This window comes from Pirellulales bacterium (assembly GCA_036267355.1).
Classification (GTDB): domain Bacteria; phylum Planctomycetota; class Planctomycetia; order Pirellulales; family DATAWG01; genus DATAWG01.
In genome coordinates, this window is sequence record DATAWG010000063.1 from 1 (window position 1) to 24,407 (window position 24,407).

At 59.1% G+C, this 24,407-nt stretch carries 19 protein-coding genes; 15 read left to right on the top strand and 4 right to left on the bottom strand.

Translation table 11 applies throughout. From position 1 onward, the window contains the following. The 5 genes from VHX65_09645 to VHX65_09665 all read left to right on the top strand — a co-directional run. Positions 1-712, top strand: a 712-nt coding sequence (locus VHX65_09645) for a hypothetical protein (GenBank protein HEX3998800.1), incomplete at its 5' end; no start/stop codon positions are given. 199 nt (positions 713-911) lie between these two features. Then, positions 912-1,844, top strand: a complete 933-nt coding sequence (locus VHX65_09650; GenBank protein HEX3998801.1) for a CHAT domain-containing protein — start codon at positions 912-914, stop codon at positions 1,842-1,844. 213 nt (positions 1,845-2,057) lie between these two features. After that, the gene (locus VHX65_09655; protein HEX3998802.1) at positions 2,058-3,170 is read left to right on the top strand and encodes an ABC-three component system protein; all 1,113 of its coding nucleotides are present in this window, start codon (positions 2,058-2,060) and stop codon (positions 3,168-3,170) included. Beyond that, complete coding sequence (locus tag VHX65_09660) at positions 3,158-3,679, top strand: ABC-three component system middle component 2 (GenBank protein ID HEX3998803.1); 522 nt, start codon at positions 3,158-3,160, stop codon at positions 3,677-3,679. Before VHX65_09655 ends, VHX65_09660 begins: the two co-directional genes overlap by 13 nt. Next, entirely contained in the window at positions 3,676-5,514 is a 1,839-nt protein-coding gene (locus tag VHX65_09665; GenBank protein ID HEX3998804.1) for a hypothetical protein, read from the top strand. The genes VHX65_09660 and VHX65_09665 overlap by 4 nt, the downstream gene beginning before the upstream one ends. Positions 5,515-6,728: 1,214 nt before the next feature. On the opposite strand, the gene tnpB is transcribed toward VHX65_09665, so the two are convergent. Beyond that, the gene (gene tnpB, locus VHX65_09670) at positions 6,729-6,992 is read right to left on the bottom strand and encodes an IS66 family insertion sequence element accessory protein TnpB (GenBank protein ID HEX3998805.1); all 264 of its coding nucleotides are present in this window, start codon (positions 6,990-6,992) and stop codon (positions 6,729-6,731) included. Positions 6,993-7,582: 590 nt separating this feature from the next. Further along, entirely contained in the window at positions 7,583-8,371 is a 789-nt protein-coding gene (locus VHX65_09675; protein ID HEX3998806.1) for an SDR family NAD(P)-dependent oxidoreductase, read from the bottom strand. Between the two features lie 230 nt (positions 8,372-8,601). Between VHX65_09675 and VHX65_09680 the strand changes: the two genes are divergently transcribed. Further along, a complete protein-coding gene (locus tag VHX65_09680) occupies positions 8,602-9,555 on the top strand; it encodes an SDR family oxidoreductase (protein HEX3998807.1) in 954 nt (317 codons plus the stop codon). An 861-nt stretch (positions 9,556-10,416) separates the two neighbouring features. On the opposite strand, the gene VHX65_09685 is transcribed toward VHX65_09680, so the two are convergent. Together VHX65_09685 and VHX65_09690 are read right to left on the bottom strand one after the other, a co-directional pair. Further along, entirely contained in the window at positions 10,417-11,586 is a 1,170-nt protein-coding gene (locus VHX65_09685) for a zinc-dependent alcohol dehydrogenase (GenBank protein ID HEX3998808.1), read from the bottom strand. A 218-nt stretch (positions 11,587-11,804) separates the two neighbouring features. Next, positions 11,805-12,668 (bottom strand): alpha/beta hydrolase, encoded by an 864-nt coding sequence (locus VHX65_09690; GenBank protein HEX3998809.1) that lies wholly within the window; start codon positions 12,666-12,668, stop codon positions 11,805-11,807. 262 nt (positions 12,669-12,930) lie between these two features. Between VHX65_09690 and VHX65_09695 the strand changes: the two genes are divergently transcribed. The 9 genes from VHX65_09695 (at position 12,931) to VHX65_09735 (ending at position 24,342) form a co-directional block, all read left to right on the top strand. Next, entirely contained in the window at positions 12,931-14,208 is a 1,278-nt protein-coding gene (locus VHX65_09695; protein HEX3998810.1) for a zinc-dependent alcohol dehydrogenase, read from the top strand. 440 nt (positions 14,209-14,648) lie between these two features. Beyond that, positions 14,649-15,764: a glycosyltransferase family 9 protein gene (locus tag VHX65_09700; protein ID HEX3998811.1), complete on the top strand. Its 1,116-nt coding sequence runs from the start codon at positions 14,649-14,651 to the stop codon at positions 15,762-15,764. A 14-nt stretch (positions 15,765-15,778) separates the two neighbouring features. After that, positions 15,779-16,774, top strand: a complete 996-nt coding sequence (locus VHX65_09705) for a glycosyltransferase (GenBank protein HEX3998812.1) — start codon at positions 15,779-15,781, stop codon at positions 16,772-16,774. Then, the gene (locus VHX65_09710) at positions 16,771-18,111 is read left to right on the top strand and encodes a glycosyltransferase family 1 protein (GenBank protein HEX3998813.1); all 1,341 of its coding nucleotides are present in this window, start codon (positions 16,771-16,773) and stop codon (positions 18,109-18,111) included. Before VHX65_09705 ends, VHX65_09710 begins: the two co-directional genes overlap by 4 nt. Next, complete coding sequence (locus VHX65_09715; protein ID HEX3998814.1) at positions 18,108-18,773, top strand: HAD family hydrolase; 666 nt, start codon at positions 18,108-18,110, stop codon at positions 18,771-18,773. Before VHX65_09710 ends, VHX65_09715 begins: the two co-directional genes overlap by 4 nt. Continuing rightward, a complete protein-coding gene (gene rfaE2 / locus VHX65_09720) occupies positions 18,766-20,328 on the top strand; it encodes a D-glycero-beta-D-manno-heptose 1-phosphate adenylyltransferase (protein ID HEX3998815.1) in 1,563 nt (520 codons plus the stop codon). Before VHX65_09715 ends, rfaE2 begins: the two co-directional genes overlap by 8 nt. Then, complete coding sequence (gene waaF / locus VHX65_09725) at positions 20,315-21,571, top strand: lipopolysaccharide heptosyltransferase II (GenBank protein HEX3998816.1); 1,257 nt, start codon at positions 20,315-20,317, stop codon at positions 21,569-21,571. The genes rfaE2 and waaF overlap by 14 nt, the downstream gene beginning before the upstream one ends. Positions 21,572-21,595: 24 nt before the next feature. Further along, positions 21,596-23,341: a carbamoyltransferase C-terminal domain-containing protein gene (locus VHX65_09730; GenBank protein HEX3998817.1), complete on the top strand. Its 1,746-nt coding sequence runs from the start codon at positions 21,596-21,598 to the stop codon at positions 23,339-23,341. Next, a complete protein-coding gene (locus VHX65_09735) occupies positions 23,338-24,342 on the top strand; it encodes a glycosyltransferase (GenBank protein ID HEX3998818.1) in 1,005 nt (334 codons plus the stop codon). Before VHX65_09730 ends, VHX65_09735 begins: the two co-directional genes overlap by 4 nt. Positions 24,343-24,407 lie beyond the last annotated feature (65 nt).

The following is a 24,407-nucleotide window of genomic DNA, read 5'->3' on the forward strand; positions in this document are numbered from 1 at the left end:
CGGCCAACTCGATTCCTTGCCACCCTTCGTCCGCGAGACGACCCGCGTGCCGCTCGGCGTCTATCGCGGCTTGCAATTTGGCATTGTCCTTCATTCGCAATTCCCGACCGACGTCTATTTGGAAGGCGCCGTTACTCGCCAGTGCGGATTCTCGCGGGAGCACCAGGGGCCGCGTGCCGTCTTAAACGCCCTGGAACGCGTGGTGGGTGCCTACGGCTCCGAGTCCGTCCGAGTCAGGCAAGACCTCGCCATCGCCGAGTCTCAATTGCGAGATTATCAGGCTCGTCTCGGCAAGCCGTTCCAGCACGACACCTATCTGTCGGAATTGACCAACCTGCGTGACCAGCTTAAGTCCGGGCTTTCAGCAACGGCTCAGATGCAGGGCGACAAAGCCAAGCCCACCGTGTCCGAACTCGCCGAACGGATCAAATCGCTAAAAGCGGCGAACAGCATCGAGCCCACGCCGCAGCGCGTCCGGCAGAAACAATCCTCCGCCGAAGAACCGGCCACCGCCCGCATCCGCCGCCGGACGGAAGTGGTTCACGCCGCCGATCAACCCGTTGAGTCCGATGCTGTATCGGGGGAAGCGGCAGCCGTGCCGCATGAATCCGGGCGGAATTCACCAAGCCAGCCGCAGATGACGTTCCAGGAACGCGTTACAATGGAGCGGCGACGCAAGGACCAGGAACCTAGCCTAATCAGCACCACGTAGTGCGCGTGTCGATCACGTCAACTTCGGTGTTTCGAACCGACGCCACTTGGACGTGTCTCGGCATTCGAAAACTTGGCCCGCATGGACGGCACGAACTGGCAAATCAACGAAGTCGCTTCGACACTGATCGGGCGAGTATAATCGCGGGAAAATGATTGCTCACGATCAATCCGCAGGCTGACACCGAGGAAGTCGATCCATGCCGTTTGAACCGCCCCGTGCCGCAGTCCGAATCGCGTTTGTTCCGTTCTGCGTTGCCAGCCTAAGTCGATCCGAGATCGACCGTGTGTTCAACGCTCACGGCCTGGCGCTCGAGGCTGACGCCAATCCCTACTCAAAAACGAACCTCGTTGACGCCTACTGCAAGTTGTTTGATTGGCGCGATGACCAGCACATCCAACTATTTCAAGATGTCGTTAGCGATGTGCTGTCCCTCGGCAATGGCAGCGAGCAAGCCGTCCGAGCTAGAGAGACGTTCCTTTCAGTTTGTGCGCGGAACGGCGTCGCCGTCGAGAAGGGCTCGCTTGTCTCCTCCGGAACGCCGGCCGCCCGAACTACAACCCGAACCACACCTGTTCGCAAGGTTCTGTTCCTGGCGTCGAGCCCGCTCGACCAAGCCAGGCTTCGTCTTGACAAGGAGGTTCGCGAGGTCCGTGAGGGGCTCAAGCGATCCACCCATCGGGATTCGTTCGATCTGATCCCCTGCTTTGCCGTAAAGATCAGCGATTTGCGACGGGGCCTATTGGACCATTCGCCGCAGATCGTTCACTTCGCCGGACACGGGGACGACGACGGCATCCTCGTCGAAGGCGACAACGGCCGAGCGGTGCAGGTGCCGGTCGATGCTCTCGCAGACCTGTTTGACCTGTGTCAGACTCACGTCGAGTGCGTAATCTTGAACGCCTGCCAGTCCGAGGCCCAGGCCGAGGCGATCGCCGAGCACATCCCGTATGTCATCGGCATGAGCGCGGGCATCAAGGACCAAGCCGCGATCCAGTTCGCTGTGGGCTTCTATGATGCCCTCGGCGCTGGAAAGGAGATCGACGACGCGTTCCGGTTCGCCAAGAACGCCATCGCCCTTGAGGGCATTCCTGGGGCTCGCACGCCGATTCTGATCCGAAGAGGACACTGATTCGAGGTCATATCGCTTAACAAATCGCCGTCGTATAGCCCACCTTCATGATCGGTAGTGGTCGGATGCAAATCGGTCCACCCCCTCTGGATTTCGCCCAATTGTTCCCCGACCGCTTCATTTGGCGCGCTCTACTTGAACTTGTCGCCTCGGAAGCCGAGACTGTATGCCGACATGCGGCTACTTCCCCACTTCGAGCTTCAAGCCTGAGCCATGCCGGACGAACTTGCCGACATCGAGCGCCCACCAGCCAAGCCAGTCTGCACCCCCGAGGAGATCCTCATGGGGCCACAGATTGACCCGCTTGACCGGATCAAACTCTACAGTGACGAAGACTTCGAGGAGTTGATTCGCGAGTGGGCGTTTTTCTGTCTCCAGAACAATGCGGGTAAGTATAAGCGCGTGCAGCGCCTCGGTGGTGCCGGCGACCGCGGGCGGGACGTGATCGGCTACGTGGACCCGGCGGCAAATCCTGTGGAGTTGGATGCATATCAGTGCAAACATTACGACCACGCTCTCTATCCATCAGATCTATGGCCTGAGCTCGGCAAGTTCTGCGTGATGGCCTTCCACGGCCACATTCCGATTCCTCGGAATTACTACATTGTCGCGCCGCGGGACACCGGTCCTGAACTTACCGGCCTGCTCGACGAGCCTGCGAAGCTGAAGGCCGCATTAGCCGCTGAATGGCTCGACCAGAAGGCGAATCCGCTCTTCAAGAGAATCATCCGGGGCGAGTCGCACAAGCTCGACGGCGATCTGGCGGCGTTCGTCGACAAGCTTGACTTCAATCGCGTAAAGTGCAAACCGATTCTTGAGGTTGTCAACGAGCTTCGCGAGGTTCCACACCGCTATTCGCCGCGCTTTGGCGGCGGGCTGATAAAGCCGCTACCGCCGGACAAGCTGCCGCCGGATGAGATCGCAGCCGAAGAGCAGAAATATGTCGCTTGCTTGGTGGACGCCTATCGGCACCACAAACAGGACGACTCAATCAGTTGCGACACGCTCACAGGCTACCTGCAAGACCACTTCAAACTTTCACGCGAGCGATACTACTGCGCCGAAACAATAAAGGAGTTTTCCAGAGACACGTTGCCCGAGCAATTTACGTTTGAAGACGTTCAGACGCAAGTCTACGACAGTGTGGTGGATACCTGTGAGCGTCCAGATCATGCGGACGCTTACATTCGAGTGTTAGAGGTCGTAAAGGCTGCCCAGTCGACACAGATTACCAATCATCCGCTACGAAGCTACTTAAAGGCGAAGAGTTTGCAGGGGATTTGCCATCAGCTTGCGAATGAGGCGAAGCTGAAATGGGTACTGTAGAAACTGACGAATCGCCGCTCTGCTACCACGAATCGGTCCTCAACAGCCCGCTCGAAGTTGCGCTCCGCACCCTCATCATTTTGTCGAAGCTGCAAAACGGTGCAGACCTGCAGCGGCTTGCTATCTACGACTATGTGCTCCTGCACTCGGGAGACATCGAAAATGGCCCAGCTAGCCTGCATCCTGCGACGCCTATCCGCACTAGCGAGTTGCTCGTGCGCCGTGGCATGATTGACCGAGGTCTCACGCTACTTGAAAGCCGTGGGCTCGTGCAACGCAGCTATCGTGAGGATGGTATTGCATTCATCGCATCACAGCTCGCCAGTCCATTTTTACTTTACTTCGAGTCCGAATACGCGAAGCAGTGCGGCGAGGTGGCAGGTTGGATTTCGGCCACATTTGACGCAATGTCGGCCGAGGATCTCCAAGAGTTTATCCAAAGCCGAGTGGGAAAGTGGGGTGTCGAGTTCACTGATGAGCCGGTCGAAGAGGAGGCGCAAGGCACATGAGACTACGCCTGAACCGACTACGGGCAGTTGGCAACGACGTTCCTCCCGCCGAAATCGAATTCGGCGGTGGCCTGACCGTGCTGTCTGGAGCGTCCAACACGGGGAAATCCTACGTCGCCCAATGCCTATACTACATGCTCTGTGGCCAGACCCCACCCAAGCCTGTTCGGGGAGACGACGCCTACCACACTTTGCTCCTGGAGGTTTCAGCCGAAAGCAACGCAGTGTCGTCACCGTTCACGCTTCAGCGAGGGCTGCGGGGTGGCGAGGTGGCGCTTCATGAACGTTCGATTGACTCTTGGACACCTGCCGGTGAGCACACGGTACTGGCTTGGAAACACAGTCCGAAAAACGACGCAAATCTTTCGCGATTCTTGCTTCGCCTCTGCGGTCTGGAAGGCAGGATGCTTCAATTTCGCTCCACCGCAACTCGTATGATTAGCTTCAACGACTTAAAGCGATTCTTAATCGTCAATGAAACCGCGATCATCGCCGACACGTCGCCGGTTTATCCAACGGGCCAGCGGCAGGAAAAACCCCTCGAAAAGGCCACTTTCGACTTCCTTTTGTCCGGCCAAGATGCGACTGGAGTAATCGTCCGTCCGGACATTAAGATCGAAAAGGCGAAATGGCGTGCTCAGAGTGAGTTGTTCGACCAACTCGTCGCCGAGGCGAAAATTCAAATATCATCGCTTTCGGCGCCGGACGCTATACAGCTCGCAGTGGCAGAAACTCGCGTCACAGAGCTCGTCGATGCCAATGACCAACGATCCTCGGCGATAGCCCAACTGAACACGACAAGGCGCGAGGAATGGAAAACGCTTAAAGCACGGCAGGCTCGGTTTGAGGCCGTCGAGCAGCTGCTTTTCCGGTTCGGTCTGCTCAAAGAACACTACACGTCGGACGTCACACGACTGACCTTCGTTGCTGAAGGCGAGTTCCTGTTGTCGCAGCTGAGTGAGGTGAAGTGCCCCCTGTGTCACTCTCAGATGTCTGCGCCGATAGACGATGCAGTCCCCAGCGCGACGCGAGCAAAGACAATCCAGCAATCCTGTCTTGCGGAGCGTCACAAAATCGAACGTAGCATCGCCGACCTTGAGATCACTGCCGCAGTGCTCGTCGAAGAACGCCAGCAGCTGGGCGAAGAAATCGCCACGGTCCAGGGGCGCATCAGAGCAGCCGAGCGCGCAATCAACGATGAACTTCAGCCTGCCATCGCGGCTTCGAATAAGGAAATGGAACAGCTCAACCAAATTCGACAGCGCGCGGCGGGGGCTGATACTCTTCGAGGCCGACTTCGGTCTATGGAGGACATGAAAAAGGCACTCGGACCAGAGCCGAAGAGCAAGAGAGTTCCGAAGGCGGAGTCCCCCACCGGTACGAGCCTACAACAACGAGGCCGCCGTGCATTCGGCGATGAAATCCAGCGATTGCTCACCGACTGGCGCTATCCGAATGCCGGAGTGACCGAGTTCAACGAGCAAATGGACCTCGTGGTCAACGGCGAAAGCCGCTTTGGCCAAGGCAAAGGCCACCGAGCAGTTCTAACTGCCGCTTTCACGATTGCTTTGATGAATGTCGCTAACGGCCGCCATCCGCACTTCGTCGTAATCGACTCGCCGCTTACGTCCTATAAAAGCGCCGACGCGTATAGCGTCGAGGAGGACCTGATCCGCGGATTCTATGAGTCGCTCATTACGACTCCGGTCGACCAGCAGGTCATTATCATAGAGAATTACGATCCGCCAGCCGACCTGATTCCCCGGCTGCGACACATTCATTTCTCCGGTCCCGCTGGACGGGGTCGCAACGGTTTCTATCCGCCGGTGACTTGATTCCTTACGCCCTGCGCGGTCAGCGTTCTTAGGAGATAAGCCCATCAGCTCTCTCGCGGTTGGCCGTGCCGGATGCACCGGCAGCACAACGCCGAGACTAAATCAGCACTCAATAGTCCAAGGGGCCTTGGGACGTTGCATGACTTTGAACCCGGCGGCGGTCTTCAATGCCAGCGTTATCGTCTCAAAAATGCTTCGGTCACATCGACCGGCGCGTTGAATAGCATGGGCAAAACTCGTTTCGCCGATGCGCCGGCATGCCAATGAGGGACGAAAACGCGCCCACAACTCGTTTCGGCACGCCATCAGCCCGTCCTTTCATGCACATGAAGAACCAGCAGACGCAGCCTTTGCCGGTTCGTAGACCGTTGAGATAAAAGGACTTCCGTGGCCGCCGTTCCTTGACAACTGCATCCCCGACCGGTAGACAGAAGCGAACAACCGGGGGCGGGATCGTGCTAGACCAGAATTCACTGGACATCGGGCACCGGCGTAGAGCCTACACGAAAACGGCCTGCGGAGAGGGGGACAGGCACATTTTGCTCACAGGGCATCGCAAAATGAGCCAGTCCCTGGCGGTTTTCAGCGGCAATGGGCTGTTCGGTCCCGGACTGCTGATCGAGCCGTCGCGACGCCGTGCCGGCGGACTCGCTGTTTTCGGCTCAAAGCGATTGCCAATGGCTCGACGATTCGGCGTCGTTACCAATTCGTAAGCGCGCACCACTGCCATTGTTGATTTCGACGGCGCCCGGCGTTTTCGGGGTGTAGGTTTGGGCGGGACAGATTTGTCACGTTCAACTTTCACCGCGGAGGACCGGGCGATGACGCGTCGATTGGATGGCGAGAAACGGCGTGAGTGGGAGGAGCGGTTCGCGAGCGGTTCCGCGCCAGCGGATTGACGGTGGCCCGATTCTGCGCGAGCGAATCGGTGTCCGAGCACACGTTCTACTATTGGGCCAAACGCATTGGCAGGCGCTCGGCGGTAGCTCATTCCACCATAGCCCGGTCGACCGCGGTTCGCTCGATTACGGCCAAGTCGGCCGTGCGCGAAGGAACTTCAGAGCGACATCGTGAGCCGGTGCGTCGCAGGCGCGTCTCGGCGGCGACCGCAAACAGTCCGTTGGTTCATCATCTTCGCGCTTTGCTCGCCGCCGGTCACACTGCACACGAACAGCCATGCCTTACGGCCCATCGCCACTTGCTTCATCAACCGTTCAACGCTCCAAACGTTTCATCCAAATGGCCAGCCCGTCGCGATCCCAGTACGTCAGCTTGAGTCGATCCCGTCGGCGATTGAGAAACAGAAACAGATCGCCCAAGCGCACGTCGCGTTGGAACTCGGACTGGATGATGGCGTGCAAGCCGTCGAAGCTCTTGCGCATATCGACGTTCTTGGCGTAGAGGTGGATTCGCGTTGGCGAGAGCCGCCCGCCGTCGTCTCGCCACCCGCGCCCGCCGATAGCATCGCGCTCCGCAATTCGCTGTACGCACTATGGTGCGGTGTACGCTTACCCAGTTCACGCTGAACCAGGACACCTGCCTTTCCGCGTGATCGTCACGGAGGAGCAAGCCTAGTGCTGGCGCGGGCACCCGCTTCGCGACAATCCGTTCTTCCTGTTTCTTCACCTGACATTCAGCCGGCCGCAAAGCGGAGGCGATTGTGGGCGGCGCCGATCATGGCGCGACTCGCTTCGCCTCCGCTTTGGTGTTGGACTGCATCCTTTCGCCGAATCGTCGTTGGCCCACGCCGTCGCAGCGTGTCGGCCGGCATTGCGTCAAGCATGGGACGCGCGCTGGCATCACCATCGAGTTTCAGCAATTCGGCACAGCAACGGCGAGGGAAATCCAACGGCGGACCGAAATCATCGCCATGCATGGCGACGCATGCGATCAAGCCATGCGAACCCGCGCAGGCAAAGCGCATTGACTGCAAATCCTCGGCGGCTCATTGGTATCGATCAACATGAAGCAATACGAGTCCGGCGACATCGCCGGATCACCAGCGTTTCTGGAGACGGCCATCCACGCGTTTGGGAAGGCTCAGGGGCGCGACCGCTTGCCTAGTTCTTCATTTTCTCGCCGTTCCGGGTTCGGCGATTTTACGGTGTTTCTCAGCCAAGCGTTCGGCGGGTGTGACGTTGGCTATCGCGGATTGAATCTTGTTTTTCCAGCCGGAGACGATGTCGCCTTCGCCGCGCAACATCGCTTCGAAGCCGATTTCGGCGACCTTCGCCGGATCGTCCTTCTCGCTCGTGCCGATCTTCGTATCAAGCATGTCGGCGCGTTCGAAAAACTTCGTATCCGTTCCTCCCGGCATCAGGCAGGTGACTGACACTCCGGTATCTTTCAACTCCGCTCGGAGCGCGAAAGAAAAGGAATTGATGAAAGCTTTGGTGCCGTTGTAAACTGCCTGATAGGCGCCTGGCATGAAGCCGGCAATCGAGCCGGTGATGAGAATTCGACCGTTGCCGCGGCTGCGCATGTCGCGGCCGATCTTGTGAATCAAGCAGATGGTACCGGTGATGTTAGTATCGATCACGCGGCGAACATCGCCAAAATCCTGGTCGAGAAATCCATGACCTAACCCGCGCCCGGCATTCGCCAGCAGCACTTCGACCGGTCTTCCTTCGATCGCCGCGCAGAGAGCGTCGACGCCTTCAATGGTCGCCAAATCGGCCTGGACCGCTTTGACTGATGCGCCCGACGCTCTCAGATCGTCCGCGCTCTTTTGGATTTCGACTTCATCGGCGGCGACGATGAGATCGTAACCCTTCTTCGCGGCGTAGAGAGCCAATTCCAGACCGATACCACTCGATGCTCCTGTGACGACAGCTAACGGACGATTGCTTGCCGACATTTGATTCTCCTTTGTTTTTCATTCTAGGGAATGAGATGATCGCGCCGAACCGTTGACGAGCAAGTTCCATACCGACGGTTTGGGTCCCGGCTGGCACACGATCTGCACAGAAACGCGACTGTTTGCGGACTTTCCATTGCTGGCACCATAAAACAGAAAATACCATGCCTCGTCGGGATGTATCCTCTTGGCTTACGATGCTCGGCTTGGGCGGTGCGATCGCAGTGGCGATGCGGTCGCGAACGGTTAGACGTTCGCGAAGTTTTGTCGGACAGAGCATAGTCATTACCGGCGGCTCGCGTGGGCTTGGGCTGGAGATGGCTCGACGCTGGGCGAGCGAGGGTGCTCGAATCACCATTTGTGGCCGCTCGGAGGAAAGCCTGCGACGCGCCGTGGAACGATTGAAGCGATTCGGCGGCGACGCGATGGGAGTAGTGTGCGATGTGAGGCGACGCGAGCAAGTGGAGACGTTCGTCGAAACGGTGGTTCGAGAGTTCGGCGGCATCGACGTCTTGGTCAACAACGCAGGCGTCATTCAAGCGGGACCGATTGAATGCATGACGCTCGACGACTTCGAAACCGCGATGGCGACGCATTTTTGGGGTCCACTCTACATGATCCGAGCGGCATTGCCCTATCTGACCGCGAGCCGTCGAGCGGGCATTGTCAATATCGCTTCGATCGGCGGCGAAATTTCGGTGCCGCATCTTGTGCCATATAGCGCGAGCAAGTTTGCGTTGGTTGCCCTCTCTGACGGATTGGCTGCCGAATTGAGGCAATTTGGAATTCGCGTGACCACCGTTTGTCCAGGATTGATGCGTACGGGCAGCCACCGCAACGCCCTGTTCAAAGGGCGTCATCGCGCGGAATTTGCATGGTTCAGCATCAGCGACTCGCTGCCTGTCATCTCGATGAATTCGACTCGAGCGGCGCATCAAATCATCGAGGCGTGCCGCAACGGCCGACCCCACGTGCGGCTCACGTTGCCCGCAAAACTGGCCGTCCCGCTGGTGGCTGCGGCGCCGAGTCTGGCGATTACGGTTTTCAGAATGGTAAATCGGCTATTGCCATCTCCCATACGACCGAGCCCTCTGGCACACACCGGCGCGCAAAGCGCATCGCTTCTATCGCCGTCGATACTGACGACGCTCAGCGATTCGGCCGCGGTGAGGAATAACGAATAGGAATCGTGCGTTTTCACGCACAACGGCCGATTAAGCTCCGGCGACTTGGCCGCCAAGGCCGGCAGGATGCTCGCTAATGTCAGCGCGACTTCCACCTCCGATCGAAAGACGGAGGAAACAGTCAAGCACTGAACGCCAGGAATGCTCGCCATTTGTCTTCCGCTTCGGCCGGCAGGCGGTTGCCCAGCCGAGAAAGATGTCGGAGGAACCCTGGATCAAGCGTTGCCCAAGAACGCTTCGCTTTCCTTCGTTGCCGCGCCAAACATTGCCACCGAGGTTGGATATTACCGAGGGCGTCGCCTCAGCTTGCCGAAATCGTCTTCGGCAAACTTCGCAATCGCTTGGCGACGATCACATCGCCGCGCGTCGGCCAATTCAGCTTCTCGGTCTTCGCTTCGCCTCCGCGATGGGCTGTCACAGTTGCTGCCCAACGGGCTCTGGGATCGAACCGGTCGTTGCGTATCAATTGCCATTTCCTCGCCGGGAGAACCAGCACGACGGCGGGTATCCACATGCTCCACGGCAGGCGTTGCTTATCGGAGTTGGTTTACGCCCACGTGCCGACGAGCGCAAGGGCGGTTCCGAGCCTGCAATCATCTCGCTCACGCCCGTGTCGTTTGCAAACGCCAGCCATAGGCCCCACATTCCCACCGCCGTAAGGAGCCAGCGCCACCATTGATGTCCGGCAAACATGATTTTCATCAGCAAAGCCCAGAGAAGTCGCCGGCCACTACGATCGCTCGAACGCGGAAGCAACCGAGCCTGTCCGAGCAAGTCTACAGCAACAGCCGGGCCACTTAGTGTTTTCTGAAGTCTGCCGGTCAGCCGCTTCCGGCTTTGCCATCGCATGGCCTTGCCGATTCAAGGCGAAAGAACGACCTTAATGCAGCCATCCTGCTTATCGCGAAACATCTTATACGCCGCGGGCGCCTCGGCCAGCTTGATCCGGTGCGTGATCAAGAACGACGGATCGATTTCGTTCGCTTCGATCTTCTTCAACAGCGGAGCCAAATAGCGCTGCATGTGCGTTTGACCGGTTCGCCAAGTCAGGCCTTTATTCATGAACGCTCCCAACGGAATTTTGTCGAGAAATCCGATATAAACTCCGGGAGTGGAGATCGTGCCACCCTTGCGGCAGCATTTGATCGCTTCGCGAACGACATGCGCGCGATCCGTGGCGAGGTACACCGCCGCCTTAACCTTGTCGACGACAGCGTCGATGCTTCCGCTGCCATGGGCTTCGCATCCAACCGCGTCGATGCAGCGATCCGGTCCGCGGGCTTTGGTCATTTCCATGAGCCGGTCGTAGACGGTTTCCTTCGAAAAGTCGATCGTCTCCGCATTTCCTTTTTCGGCCAAGCGAAGACGTTCCGGCACGCAGTCGATCGCAATCACTCTTCCGGCGCCGAGCATCCACGCGCTGCGAATCGTAAATTGCCCGACGGGACCACACCCCCAGACCGCGACGGTATCTCCCCGTTCGATATCGCAGTTCTCCGCCGCCATGTAGCCGGTCGGAAAGATGTCCGACAGGAACAGCACTTGTTCGTCGCGCAAATCCGACTCGATCTTAATCGGCCCGACATCGGCATAGGGAACGCGCAGATATTCCGCTTGGCCGCCGGCGAACCCGCCGAGCATGTGCGAATAACCGTAAAGTCCAGCGGGCGAAGAACCCATTTCCTTGCGCGCCATCTCAGCGTTCGGATTCGAGGTGTCGCAGAGCGAAAACAATCCCTTTTCGCAAAACCAACACTTTCCGCATGAAATCGTGAACGGCACGACCACGCGGTCTCCCTTCTTCAACTTGCGCACTTCGCTGCCGACTTCGACGACTTCGCCCATCGGCTCATGGCCTAGAACGTCGCCCTCTTCCATCGTGGGCACAAGGCCGTCGTAGAGATGCAAATCCGACCCGCAAATGGCGGTAGCCGTGATTCGGATGATCGCATCCGTCGGAGCAAGTATTTTCGGATCGGGCACAGTGTCAACCCGGACGTCTTCTTTCCCGTGCCAACAGAGAGCTCTCATGACGGACTCCTTTGTGCGAAGAGAAACGCAGGCTACAGCGACAGAGCAAACATCGCGCCGCGACGGCTGCCGCGATGGCAACCGAAGCAGCGGCCCCGATTCGATCGACGATCAAGTCGATTGCCCGCAACGGCTCGACGCTACGTTTGCTTGAATCGCCCAAGGCGAAGTCGGCGACACACGGCAAGTAGGTGTTCGTTTCACGACCGGAAGCAGCTCTATCGATCGAGAAGAAACCGGAGTAAAGCGCGGTTTACTTCGGCTGGTTTCTCCTCATGCGGCAGATGGCCACACTGCGGTATTGATACAAACTCCGGCCGCTCGGCCATTTCGTGCCAAACTTCCCGAAAATCCCACATCTTGCCGCCAATCGCAAATTCTTCGCCCCAGAGCACCAGCGTCGGACAAGCGATCAATATGTCCTTATCTTCCTCGTCTTGAGCGACGTCTTCTTCGCCCGCCCGATAGTCGCTGAATGCGCCACGCAGCGCGCCCGGTTGCGAATAAGCACGGAGGTACACCCCAATTTCTTCCGGCGTGAACGGCTCAGGGTCGTGGCACCAAGTGGAGAAAATAAAGCGCAGCCAGATTTCCTCGCGACCACTAATCAATGCTTCGGGCAAATCGTGGACGTTGTTGAAAATGAAAAACCAGTGGCCGCGAGCGATGCGCGCATCCATTCGCTCGAAGATGATCCGCGTCGGAATGTTGTCCATCACTACCAAGCGCTCGACCGCATCGGGATAGTCTTTGACGAAACGGGTCGCTACTCGTGCTCCGCGGTCGTGGCCGACGATCGCCGCCTTTGAAATGTCGAGACGGCGCATCAACTCGCGTATGTCGCGCGCCATTGTCCGTTTGTCGTAGCCGGCGGCAGGCTTCTCCGTGCCGCCATAGCCGCGCAAATCAGGGGCAATCACTCGGTAATGTTCGGCGAGCACGGGAATCTGGTGCCGCCAGCAATACCACGTCTCGGGAAAGCCGTGGAGCAGTAAGACCGCCGGACCGTCGCCAACCTCGGCATAGTGCATCCGAATGCCGTTCACGTGAGTCGTGTGATGAGAAGCCGCTGGTTTGTCCATCGAAGAATTTTTTTTCAAAGAGAAGAATGCTGGCCGAAAAAGTTTCCGCATTTGCCAGCCGCCGAAGCCCGCAGCCGCCTCCCATGGCGAAAACGCTGAGCAAAATACGTTCCACAGACAGGTGTCGCGAACGACAATTCGACATCGTCGGAGAGTCTGGGCATGGCGATTGCGTGGTAACCGGGGCAGGCTCAAGGGTCCGCATATCCCAGTCAGCGAATTGCGATTCTGCCGGTTAGAGCACCTCGACGGAGGACGACCCATGAAAGCGGTAGTGTTTCACGGCCTGGGCGACATTCGGCTGGATGAGGTGCCTGAGCCGAAAATCCAGAAGTCAACCGACGCCCTCGTTCGCATCACCGCCAGCGCCATCTGCGGCACCGATCTGCACATGGTGAGAGGCACCATGCCGGGAATGAAGCCGGGCACCATCCTCGGACACGAAGCGGTCGGAGTGGTCGAAGAATTCGGCAGCGCGGTGCAGGGATTCAAACATGGCGACCGGGTCGTTATCCCGTCGACGGTTTGTTGCGGGCAATGCTCGTATTGCTTGGCCGGCTACACGTCGCAATGCGACAACGCCAATCCAAACGGGCCGCAGGCCGGCACGGCTTTTTTCGGTGGCCCCACGACCACGGGCCCGCTCGACGGATTGCAAGCCGAATTCGCGCGTGTGCCGCTGGCCGACGCTAACCTCGTAAAACTTCCCGAGGAAATCGGCGATGATCAAGCCATCTTATTGTCGGATATTTTTCCCACGGGTTACTTTGGAGCCGACATCGCCGAGATCAAGCCCGGCGACACGCTGGCCGTCTTCGGGTGCGGACCGGTTGGACTCTTCGCAATCATCAGTGCTCGGCTCCTTGGAGCAGGCCGAATTTTCGCTATCGATCATCTAGCCGATCGGCTCGACAAGGCAAAGGAACTCGGCGCCGAACCGGTCAATTTCGATGAACAGAGCCCAACCGACTTTCTAAAAGAACAAACCAAAGGCATTGGCGTTTTGCGGGCAATCGACGCGGTCGGTGTGGATGCCGTCATGCCGGAGCGCGGGCCGGCTTATGCACAGGCAAAGGCTATGAAGTCGACATTCAAGGAAGAACTTAAGGAAGCGGCAAAGGACGGGACGGGCAAGACTTGGCGCGGTCAATGGGCGCCGGGCGATGCGCCATCGCAGGTGTCGCAGTGGGCCGTCGAATCACTGGCCAAGGCTGGCACGCTCTCGATCATCGGCGTTTACCCCGAGACAATGAGGCGATTCCCTATCGGCAACGCGACGATGAAGAATTTAACGATGCAAATGGGCAATTGTCCGCATCGAAAATATCTGCCTAAACTAATCGAAATCGTGCAATCCGGAACCATCGACCCAAGGCAAGTGCTGACGAAACTCGAGCCGATGTCTGACGTTATCGCCGCCTACAAAGAATTCGACAAGCGACGACCCGGATGGATCAAAGTCGAACTGATCCCGGATAACCAGCCGGAAATCGGATCGGGCGGCACATGGTCGGGTTCGCGGTTGCCAAGAGTGCCGTAGAGCCTCGCCTTGGATTGGTGGGGAGCTCCTGCTCGGGCCGTCATTCCGAGCGATTTCCTTTCTCGGCAGCCGTGAATGGCGATTTCCGCCACGACGGAAGGGGCGGATTACCGCTGGCACACTGCGGGATTTCCTATGGCCGTCGATCCGTGTGCGTGCATCTTTAATCGCATTGGTTGCGACGGCCTGTGAGTTCGCGCACCTGACTCGATGTCCGCCGATTCGCGATGCGCATGGCACGGTGGCAGCGCTGCAACCGCTGCGCATTTGTCGTGATTCGTTTGTGACCAACGCCTCGCTCGAAGAACGAGTGGTTTGTCGAACGGACAAGCGTTTCCATCAAGCAAAAGATGATGGAACACGGTTTGCATTTCGCCAGAACCGCTTCCTGGAAATGCTGAGAAGCGATCGAGAATTACCGGGATATGCGAGACGGCGCGATGACGTGCTCAGTGACGCAGAATCGATTCGTCGAAGCCGCGCGAGAGATCGTTGTCTTACGAGCGCTTTATCTGGGCGACCTGTTATGCGCCATACCGTTTTTTCGCGCGCTTCGGGAAGCGGCGCCGCGCGCTCGGATCGCACTGGCGAGTCTTCCCTGGGCGCATGCGTTTGTCGAGCACTTCGCCGAATTCATCGACGAATTCATCGCATTTCCGGGCTTTCCCGGCCTGCTGGAACAAAGTGTCGAACCCCGGCGGGTTGGGCGATTCTTGCTGCAAATGCAAGCTCGGCAATTCGACCTCGCGATTCAGTTGCAAGGAAGCGGCCGACATGCGAACGAGGCAATCTCGCTTTTCGGAGCGGATCGCATGGCCGGCTATTACACTTCCGGCGACTATTGTCCCGACAAGGAAACGTTTCTGGCGTATCCGACCGACGTGCCTGAAATCCACCGGCATCTGAAACTGCTTGAGCGATTGGGGATTTCGGCCGCGGACGACGCGCTCTTTTTTCCGGTCCGAGAGGAGGACGATGCTCGGCTTGCCGAGGCGCGGATCTTGCATCGACTCGGCTCCGATTTTATCTGCGTGCACGCGGGGGGCAAGCTCGCCACGCGCCGCTGGCCGGCCGAACGATTCGCCGCAGTTGCCCACGCGCTCTCGGCAGATGGATTTGCGATTGCATTGACCGGGGTCGAAGGCGAACGAGCGATTATGAATGCCGTCGAGCAGCAGTTGGAATTCGGTGTGGCCAATCTGTGTGGTCAAACCGATCTCGGCTTGCTGGTCGCACTCGTCCGCCGTGCGCGATTGGTAATCACCAATGACACCGGTATGTCGCATATCGCAGCCGCAGTGCGAACGCCGAGCGTGGTCATCGGCCTAGGCTCGGACTTGCAACGCTGGGCGCCGCTCGACCGCCGCCTGCATCGGGTTGTATCGCGACCGGTGGATTGCCGCCCGTGCGAATTCGCGGACTGCCCGATCGGATTCACTTGCGCCGAGTCGATTTCGCCGCAAATGGTGATCGACGTTTGCCGCCAAACGCTTTCCGAATCGCGAACGAACTCGCTTGGTCGAGAAATCATGTCGCCGGCGCCGGCAGCTTATTGAAAGGAAATTGTCCGATGCGCCGACTGAAAATCTTCACTTGGCATGTACACGGAAATTATCTGTGGTATTTGTCGCAAGTGCCGCACGACCTTTATTTGCCGGTCGCGCCGGGACGCGAGGGAGGATTTGGTGGTCGCGGCAAAACGTTTCCCTTTGCCGACAATATCCATGACGTGCCGCTCGATGAAGTGGCGTCTCAGGAGTTTGATTGCATTTTGTTTCAGCTTCGTCGGAATTTCGAAGTTGATCAGCATGAAATCCTATCCAAGGCGCAACGGCGATTGCCGCGCATCTATCTGGAACACGATCCGCCGCAACAGAATCCGACCGACCAGCGGCACTGGGTCAACGATCCGAACATTTTGTTGGTGCATGTGACGCCGTTCAATGCCCTGATGTGGGACAGCGGGCGATCGCCGACGCGTGTCATCGACCATGGCGTGCTGGTGCCCAACGGCGTGAAACACACGGGCCGCAAAGACTCCGGCGTCGTGGTGATTAACCATTTGCAATCCCGCGGGCGGCGGTTGGGAGTCGATGTGTTCACTACGGCGCGCGAACAAGTTCCTCTCGATTTGGTCGGAATGGCGGCCGAAGAACTGGGCGGAATCGGTGAAATTCCTCCGACCGAATTGGCCGGCTTCATCGCCGACTACCGGTTCTTCTTCAATCCGATTCGCTACACCAGCCTGGGACTTGCGGTGATCGAGGCCATGATGATCGGCATGCCGATCCTCGGAATGGCAACCACGGAAATGGTCACCGCGATACAAAACGGGGTGTCGGGCTATGTGGAAACCGAGCTTTCCAAACTGATCGAACATATGCGGCGTCTTTTGGCCGATCCGGGCGAGGCGCGGCGCCTCGGCCGCAATGCCCGGTTGTTTGCCCTCGAACGTTTCAATATCGATCGTTTCGTTCGCGATTGGAAGCAAGCGTTCGCCGACGTGACCGGAATGTCAAGCGCTCCGGCCGACAACGCCTTAGCCGTGGAAGAGATTGCATCATGATTGCCATGAATATCGATCCATTGCGAGTTGCTCTGATCAGCGACCACGCATCGCCTATCGCCCAACTCGGCGGCGTCGATACCGGCGGGCAAAACGTGTACGTCGCGCAATTAGCAGCACATTTGGCCCGCATGGGACATGACGTGGCGGTCTACACGCGCCGCGATAATAACGATCTCGCCGAGACGGTCGATATGCCGGAGGGCTATCGCGTGGTCAACGTAGCGGCCGGTCCCGCGCGACCGATTCCCAAGGAAGCTCTGCTTCCCTATATGCAGGCGTTCGCCGACCAAATGGTTCGCAAACTGTCGCGCGACGGATGCGATGTCGTGCATGCGAATTTCTTTATGTCGGGCCTTGTCGCCATTCGATTGAAGACGGCGCTCCGGATCCCGTTTGTCGTGACGTTTCATGCCCTGGGACGCGTTCGCTTGCTCTACCAGGCCGCGGCCGACCGCTTTCCGATCGAGCGACTGTCGATCGAAGACCAGATCGTCGCCGACGCGGATCGAATCATCGCCGAATGTCCACAAGATGCCGAAGATCAAATCTCGCTTTACTCAGCCGATCCATCGAAGCTCCGGATCGTCCCCTGCGGATTCGATCGCAGCGAATTGCAGCCCATCGATCGAGCGATTGCACGGCGAACGCTCGGGCTCGATCCGGAACTACCGATCATCTTGCAACTTGGGCGGCTCGTGCCGCGCAAGGGAGTCGACAATGCGATTCGTGGATTCGCGCGCATGGTGCATGGATATGGCGTGGCCGCTCGACTGCTGATCGTTGGGGGCGAGACCGACGTTCCCGACCCGCGAAGCACGCCGGAAATCGGACGGTTGCAGCAAGTGGCAAGAGAGGAAAACGTTGCCGAGCAAGTCATTTTCGCCGGCCGGGCCGATCGACAGCGGCTGAAATACTACTATAGCGCCGCCGACGTCTTCGTGACGACGCCCTGGTACGAGCCTTTCGGAATTACGCCGCTTGAGTCGATGGCCTGCGGCACGCCGGTCGTCGGGGCAAACGTCGGCGGCATCAAATACTCGGTCGTCGATAGCAGCACGGGATTCTTGGTTCCGGCGAACGAGCCCGATTCGCTGGGTCAACGGCTAGCGCAACTGATGGGAAATGCTGAGTTGCGGAAACGATTCGGCCAAGAATCGCTGCGGCGCGTCGAGCGGCATTTTACCTGGCGACGCGTGGCGTCGGCCATCAACGATGTCTACCAAGAAGTCGTTGCCGAGCAGACGGCTTCGCCCATCCAGCGGTTAGCCGGAGGACTGGCAACCTTGATCGAACAAACGAACGCTTCAGCATCGCGAGGAATTGCAAAACCATGAGCGGCCGCGCAGCAGTTTTCATCGATAAGGACGGAACGCTCGTGCCCGACATTCCGTTCAACGTTTGTCCCGAGCGCATCGAGCTTTCCGCCGGCGCGGCCGGTGGATTGCGATTGCTTCATCGGGCGGGATTTCCCCTGGTGATTGTTTCCAATCAATCGGGCGTGGCCCGCGGGCACTTTGCCGAGGAGCAACTCGTCGGTGTGCGCCGGCGAATCGAGCATCTAATGGCTGAAATCGGCGTGCCCCTGGCGGCATTTTACTACTGCCCGCACCACCCCGAAGGTGTCGTGCCGCGATTTGCGATCGCCTGTGAGTGTCGCAAGCCGAAGCCTGGGATGTTCCAGCAGGCGGCGCGAGAATTGAATCTCGACCTGCAACGGTCGTGGATGATTGGCGACATCCGGGATGATATCGAAGCGGCCCACCTGGCGGGATGCCGGGCGGTTTTATTGCGTGGCGCCGGCGAAACGAAGTCGGAGCTTTCCGCCATTCGCCAGCCCGACGCTGCCGCGCGCGATTTCGAAGAAGCTGCCATCATCATCGTCGAATCCCGTTGGATCGAAGCGACTGGGCCCAATCAAAAGAATGGCGACATTGCTAGCGCAGCGCGAAACCGTGGCGCGATCTGCGCGTCGGCCAAGGAGGCTTGCAATGGTTGATCTCGCGACGCTCGTAAAGAGTTTCTCCAATTTGCGCACTATCGTCGTCGGCGAAGCGATGCTCGATTGCTATTCCGTGGGTGAAGGGAAACGGCTTTGCGGCGAGGCGCCGGTTCCCGTAGTCGACGGATGTACGACCACTTCTTTTGCCGGCGGCGCAGCCAACACGGCCGTCGCGCTGCGAGCGCTCGGCGCCCAAACTCGCTTGCTGTCCGCGGTAGGAAACGATTGGGAGGGAATGACGCTGCTCGGAATTCTGCGCCGCGAAGCAATCGGCGTCGAGCAGATCGTCCGCGACGGCGCGCGGCGCACGCTCTCGAAGCATCGGATCGGCGCAGGAGATCATCTGCTCTTGCGATTCGATCATGGCAGCACCGAACCGTTGGGCCCCCACTGCGAGCGATCGCTTTGCCGCAACGTTGAAAAATTGTCTCGCCAGGCGGACGTGCTTGTCGTGTCGGACTACGGCTACGGCATTGTCACTCCCAAGGTGTGCGAGACGCTGGAGCGCGTCGCGCGGCGGCGAAGACTAATCGTCGCCGTGGATTCGAAACGACTGCATCGATTTTCGCCGATCGGCCCGGCGATCGTGAAACCGAACTACGCTCAAGCGGTTAAGCTACTGGGACTAGAAACCGTCAACGGCAAAGATCGTTATCGACAAATGTGCGACTCGGGCGCGGAAATCTTGCGCCGCACCGGTGCTAGGATTGCCGCGGTAACGCTCGATGTCGACGGCGCCGTCGTGTTGCAGAGCGATCAACCTCCGTATCGCACTTTCGCCGAAGCGAAACCAGCTCGGCAAGCCGCCGGCGCCGGCGACACCTATCTCGCCGCCTTCTCGCTTGCTTTGGCCGCCGGGGCCACCGCGACCCTGGCGGCTGAGATTGCCGCGGCGGCCGCGGGAGTGGTGGTCGGAAAAATACATACGTCCGCCTGTTCGAACGAGGAGTTGATTCGATCGATGCCGAAGCAGTTTGACTCGGATGGCGACAGTGAATTCAACCATCGCTCCGCGCTGGATGAGTGGTCCTCGCAGGCAACATCGCTCCATGAACTCGTCGAACGAGTTGACGCTTATCGAGCGGCAGGGAAGCGAATCGTGATGACGAACGGCTGCTTCGACATCTTGCATCGCGGTCATGTCGCATATCTCCAGCACGCGAGAGCGTTGGGCGACGTGCTGGTCGTCGGAGTCAACACCGACGAGAGCATTCGGCGAATCAAAGGACCAGAACGGCCGATCAATTGCCTTGAAGACAGGCTCGGCGTGCTGGCTGGACTAAGCTGTATCGACGAATTGATTCCCTTCGGCGAACGAACGCCCGAGCGGCTGGTCGCGGCGGTGCGGCCAGACATTTTCGTCAAGGGAGGCGATTACACGCGCGAAATGATGCCCGAGGCGCCGCTGGTCGAGCGGTTGGGCGGACGGATCGTGATCCTGCCGCTGCTCGTTGACCATTCGACGAGCCGAGTGGTGCAGCGCATTCGCGAATCCGCGGCGACAGTTCACTCCGACGGTCCGAACGGGAGTCGATGCTATGCCAATGGTTGACGTACCGCTCGGCGGCACTTCCACGATGAAAATGGATCCACGAGACTCCCTTTGGCCGCAGGATTGGCTTGGCGCCAAGCGGCTGCTTTGCGTGCGTCTGGATACCTTGGGCGACGTGGCGATGATGGAGCCAGCCATTCGCGCATTGCGTCAGGCAACGCCAGGTCGTAGCGTCACGCTGCTCACATCGTCATCCGGTGCGGCTGCGGCGCGGCTGATGCAATCGGCCGATGAGATTTTGATTTATAATTCGCCGTGGATGAAGCATTCGCCGAGCCACAGGGACGCTGCGGCGGATCGCGGCGTTGTGGAAACGCTTCGACAGCGCCAATTCGATGGCGCCGTTATTTTCAATTGCTTCAGCCAAAGTCCGTTGCCGGCGGCAATGCTCTGCTACTGGGCCGACATTCCCCTTCGGCTCGCTTATTGCCGCGAAAATCCCTATCAATTACTGACGCATTGGGCGCGCGAATTGGAGCCGGAGCAAGGAATTCGTCACGAGGTGCGGCGGCAATTGGATTTGGTCGCTCGTGTCGGGGCGGAAGTAGCCGACCGCCGTATGCGTCTAGCAATCCGCGAAGAAGACGTCGCGTTTGCAGTGGCGCGATTGTCGAGCGCCGGCGTGGAAGTCGGCCGACCTTGGATCGTCGTGCATCCAGGCGCTTCGGCCGAATCGCGCCGCTGGCCGGCTGAGTATTTTGCTTCCGCAGTCGATGAAATCGCCAGACTCGGCATTCAGATCGTTTTCACCGGGCAGCGGCCTGAGCAATCGCTCGTCGAGCAAATTCGAGATCAAATGATGGAAGTCTCGGCTTCGCTTGTCGGGCAGCTTGATGTCGGCCAGCTTTTGGCTTTGCTGTCGCGGGCCACGCTGCTGCTGTCGAACAACACCGGTCCCGTGCATTTGGCTGCCGGCGTGGGAACGCCCGTGGTCGATGTTTATGCCTTGACCAATCCGCAGCATACGCCGTGGCACGTCGCTTCGCGCGTCGTCTCGCGCGACGTGCCGTGCAAATATTGTTTTCGCAGCGTTTGTCCGGAAGGACATCATGCCTGCATGCGCGGAATCGAGCCGGCGGAGGTCGTCGAAGCCGTGCGTCGATTGCTCGAAGAGCGCGGCCGGATCGACCGAGCGACCACCGCGCATCCGGCGGGGCTCGAGCACGTCGATTCATCGCTCATGACGGCCGGCGACTCGAAGCACGGTCGATTCTTGCGAGTCGCGGTCCCGCTTTCGAGATAGACCCCATCGTCGAGGAAATCGGGCATGTTGACACTTGGAATCAACGCCGCGTTTCACGACCCGGCCGCGTGTCTTGTGCGCGACGGCGAAATTGTCGCCGCTGCGGAAGAGGAACGGTTTACTCACGTCAAACACGGCAAGCGACCCATTCCCTTCAGCACGTACGAACTGCCATTCCATGCAATCGATTATTGCCTGCGCGAGGCGGGCGGCCGGCTTCCGGACGTCGACCATGTCGCCTATTCATTCGATCCATTGGCTATGTTCGGCGGCCATGCTCCGCCCGCGACGGTTTCCTTGCCGCTGGAGCCGAAAAACGACTCCGACTCAGCGGAATGGGAGTCGCCTTGGGATCCGCTCTTCTTGTGTTCGATCATCAACGCGCCTCGGCATTTGATCGATGGCGCTCCACATCACTTGGCCGAACGGTTCCGATCGGCGGATGGACAACCGTCGTATCGTTGGCACTGGGTCAAGCACCATTTGGCGCACGCGGCGAGCGCGTTTCTGCCCTCGCCGTTCGAAACGGCGGCCGTGATGACGCTCGATGGCCGCGGCGAGAAAGCGACAACCACCTATGCCATCGGCGACGGCAATGAGCTGACGACGCTCGACCAAGTGAATATGCCTCATTCGCTCGGCCTGCTTTATGAGCGCGTGACCGAGTATCTCGGCTTTCTGCATTCGTGCGATGAATACAAGGTGATGGCCTTGGCCTCCTATGGCAAGCCAGAATTTTATCGAGAATTTCGCGACATCGTGCAGCTTCACGGCGGCGGACGATACACAATCGGGCCGCTGCGTCTTGCCGAGCGGTTCGGTCCCGCGCGGCAGCGCGGCGGCCCGTTCGAGCAACACCACTACGATCTCGCGCATTCGCTGCAAGTCGTGCTCGAAGAAACCGTTTTGGAAATTGCCCATTGGCTACATGAGGCGGCGAACTCGGAGAACCTCTGCATCGCGGGGGGCGTGGCGCTGAACTGCGTGCTGAATGCGCGATTGCGCGATCGCGGGCCGTTTCGCGATATTTGGATTCAGCCGGCGGCGGGCGACGCCGGAACGGCCCTCGGCGCCGCGGCGTGGATCGACTGCCATGAGCGAGCCGATTCAGCGGGCAACACGCCCGGACCGCGCTGCACCATGGAACATGCGTTTCTCGGCCCAAGCTACGCAGACGAGGAAATCGAGCAATTTCTGCAGTGGACGAAGATCGGCTATCGTCGCATGAACGACGTGGCGGAAGAAACGGCCGAATTGCTGGCCGACGATCAGGTGATCGGCTGGTATCAGGGGCGAATCGAATTCGGACCGCGGGCCCTCGGGAGTCGATCGATTCTTGCTTCGCCGTTGCATGCGTCGATGCAGGTCCGGCTGAACGAGATCAAAGACCGGGAAGATTTTCGACCTGTCGCTCCGGTGGTGTTGGAGGAAGAGGCGGCAAATTGGTTCGTTGGCGGGCGGGCGTCGCCATTCATGCTTTTCGTGTTCGATGTGCCGGCTGACAAAACCGATCGAATTCCCGCCGTGCGGCACGTCGATGGCACGGCGCGCATTCAAACCATCAACCGGAATCAACACCCGCTCTACTACGACCTGCTTCGGGCGTTTCAACGGCGAACGGGAGTTCCGGTGCTGGTGAACACATCGTTCAACACCCGCGGCGAACCGATCGTTTGCACGCCGCGCGACGCCGTGGAAAGCTTTTGGACGTCGCCGCTCGATGCGCTCGTGATCGGGCCGTTTTTATTGCAAAAGTCGCCGCAAGTATGAGTTCGACAAACGACACCGCCGAAAGCCGCGTTGCTCCCATCGCTGTGTCGATCGTCGTGCCGACGTATCGGCGCGACGATTTGCTTCGCCAATGCCTCGCGGCTCTTGAGAAGCAACGGTTTGACGCCGGCCGTTACGAAATCCTCATCGCCGACGATTCCGGCCAGCCGACGACGCGGTCGGTCGTCGAGAACTTTCGCCGCCGCTGCAGAGCGCCGATGCGTTATGTCGCGGTCGGCCCGACGCATGGTCCGGCCGCCGCGCGGAATGCCGGCTGGCGAGCCGCCCGCGGACGAGTGATCGCATTTACGGACGATGACTGTCAGCCCCAGCCGGATTGGTTGCGCGAGGGATTGCAGACGCTCGATTCGACCGGAGCCGAAGCAGCGTCCGGTCGTGTCGTTGTTCCACTTCCTCGTTGCCCGACCGACTATGAGAAAAATTTTGCCGGTTTGGAATCGGCCGAATTCGTCACGGCGAACTGTTTTTGCGTGCGTCAGGCACTGGAATCGATCGGCGGGTTCGACGAGCGGTTTACTCGCGCTTGGCGGGAAGACAGCGATTTGCAGTTTGCGCTCCTTGAGCGCGGTTTTCGAATCGTCCGCGCCGACTCGGCCATCGTCGTGCATCCGCTACGTCCGGGAAGTTGGGGCATCAGCCTGCGACAGCAAAACCGAAGCTTTTTCGACGCGCTTTTGTACAAGAAACATCGTCGCCTATTCCGCGAACGGATCGCTCCGTTGCCTTGGAGCTATTATGCGATAGGCGCAGCAATCGTCGGGATTGCAGCAGGCACCGCCGCCGGCATCGAGCCGCTGGCCGGCCTTTCGGCCCTTTGCTGGGTCTTTTTAACCGGTCGATTTCTGATGCGGCGGTTGAGCGGAACCTCCCGTTCGATCAGCCACATCACCGAAATGATCTGCACCTCGGTGCTGATCCCGCCGCTCAGCTTGTATTGGAACCTCCGCGGCGCTTGGCGCTTTCGCGTCTTCTATGGCTAAGCCCGGCCGATGCGAGGTAACGGCGCCAAAGCGCGCACGGGCCACGCGTCTTTTTGGCGATCCCC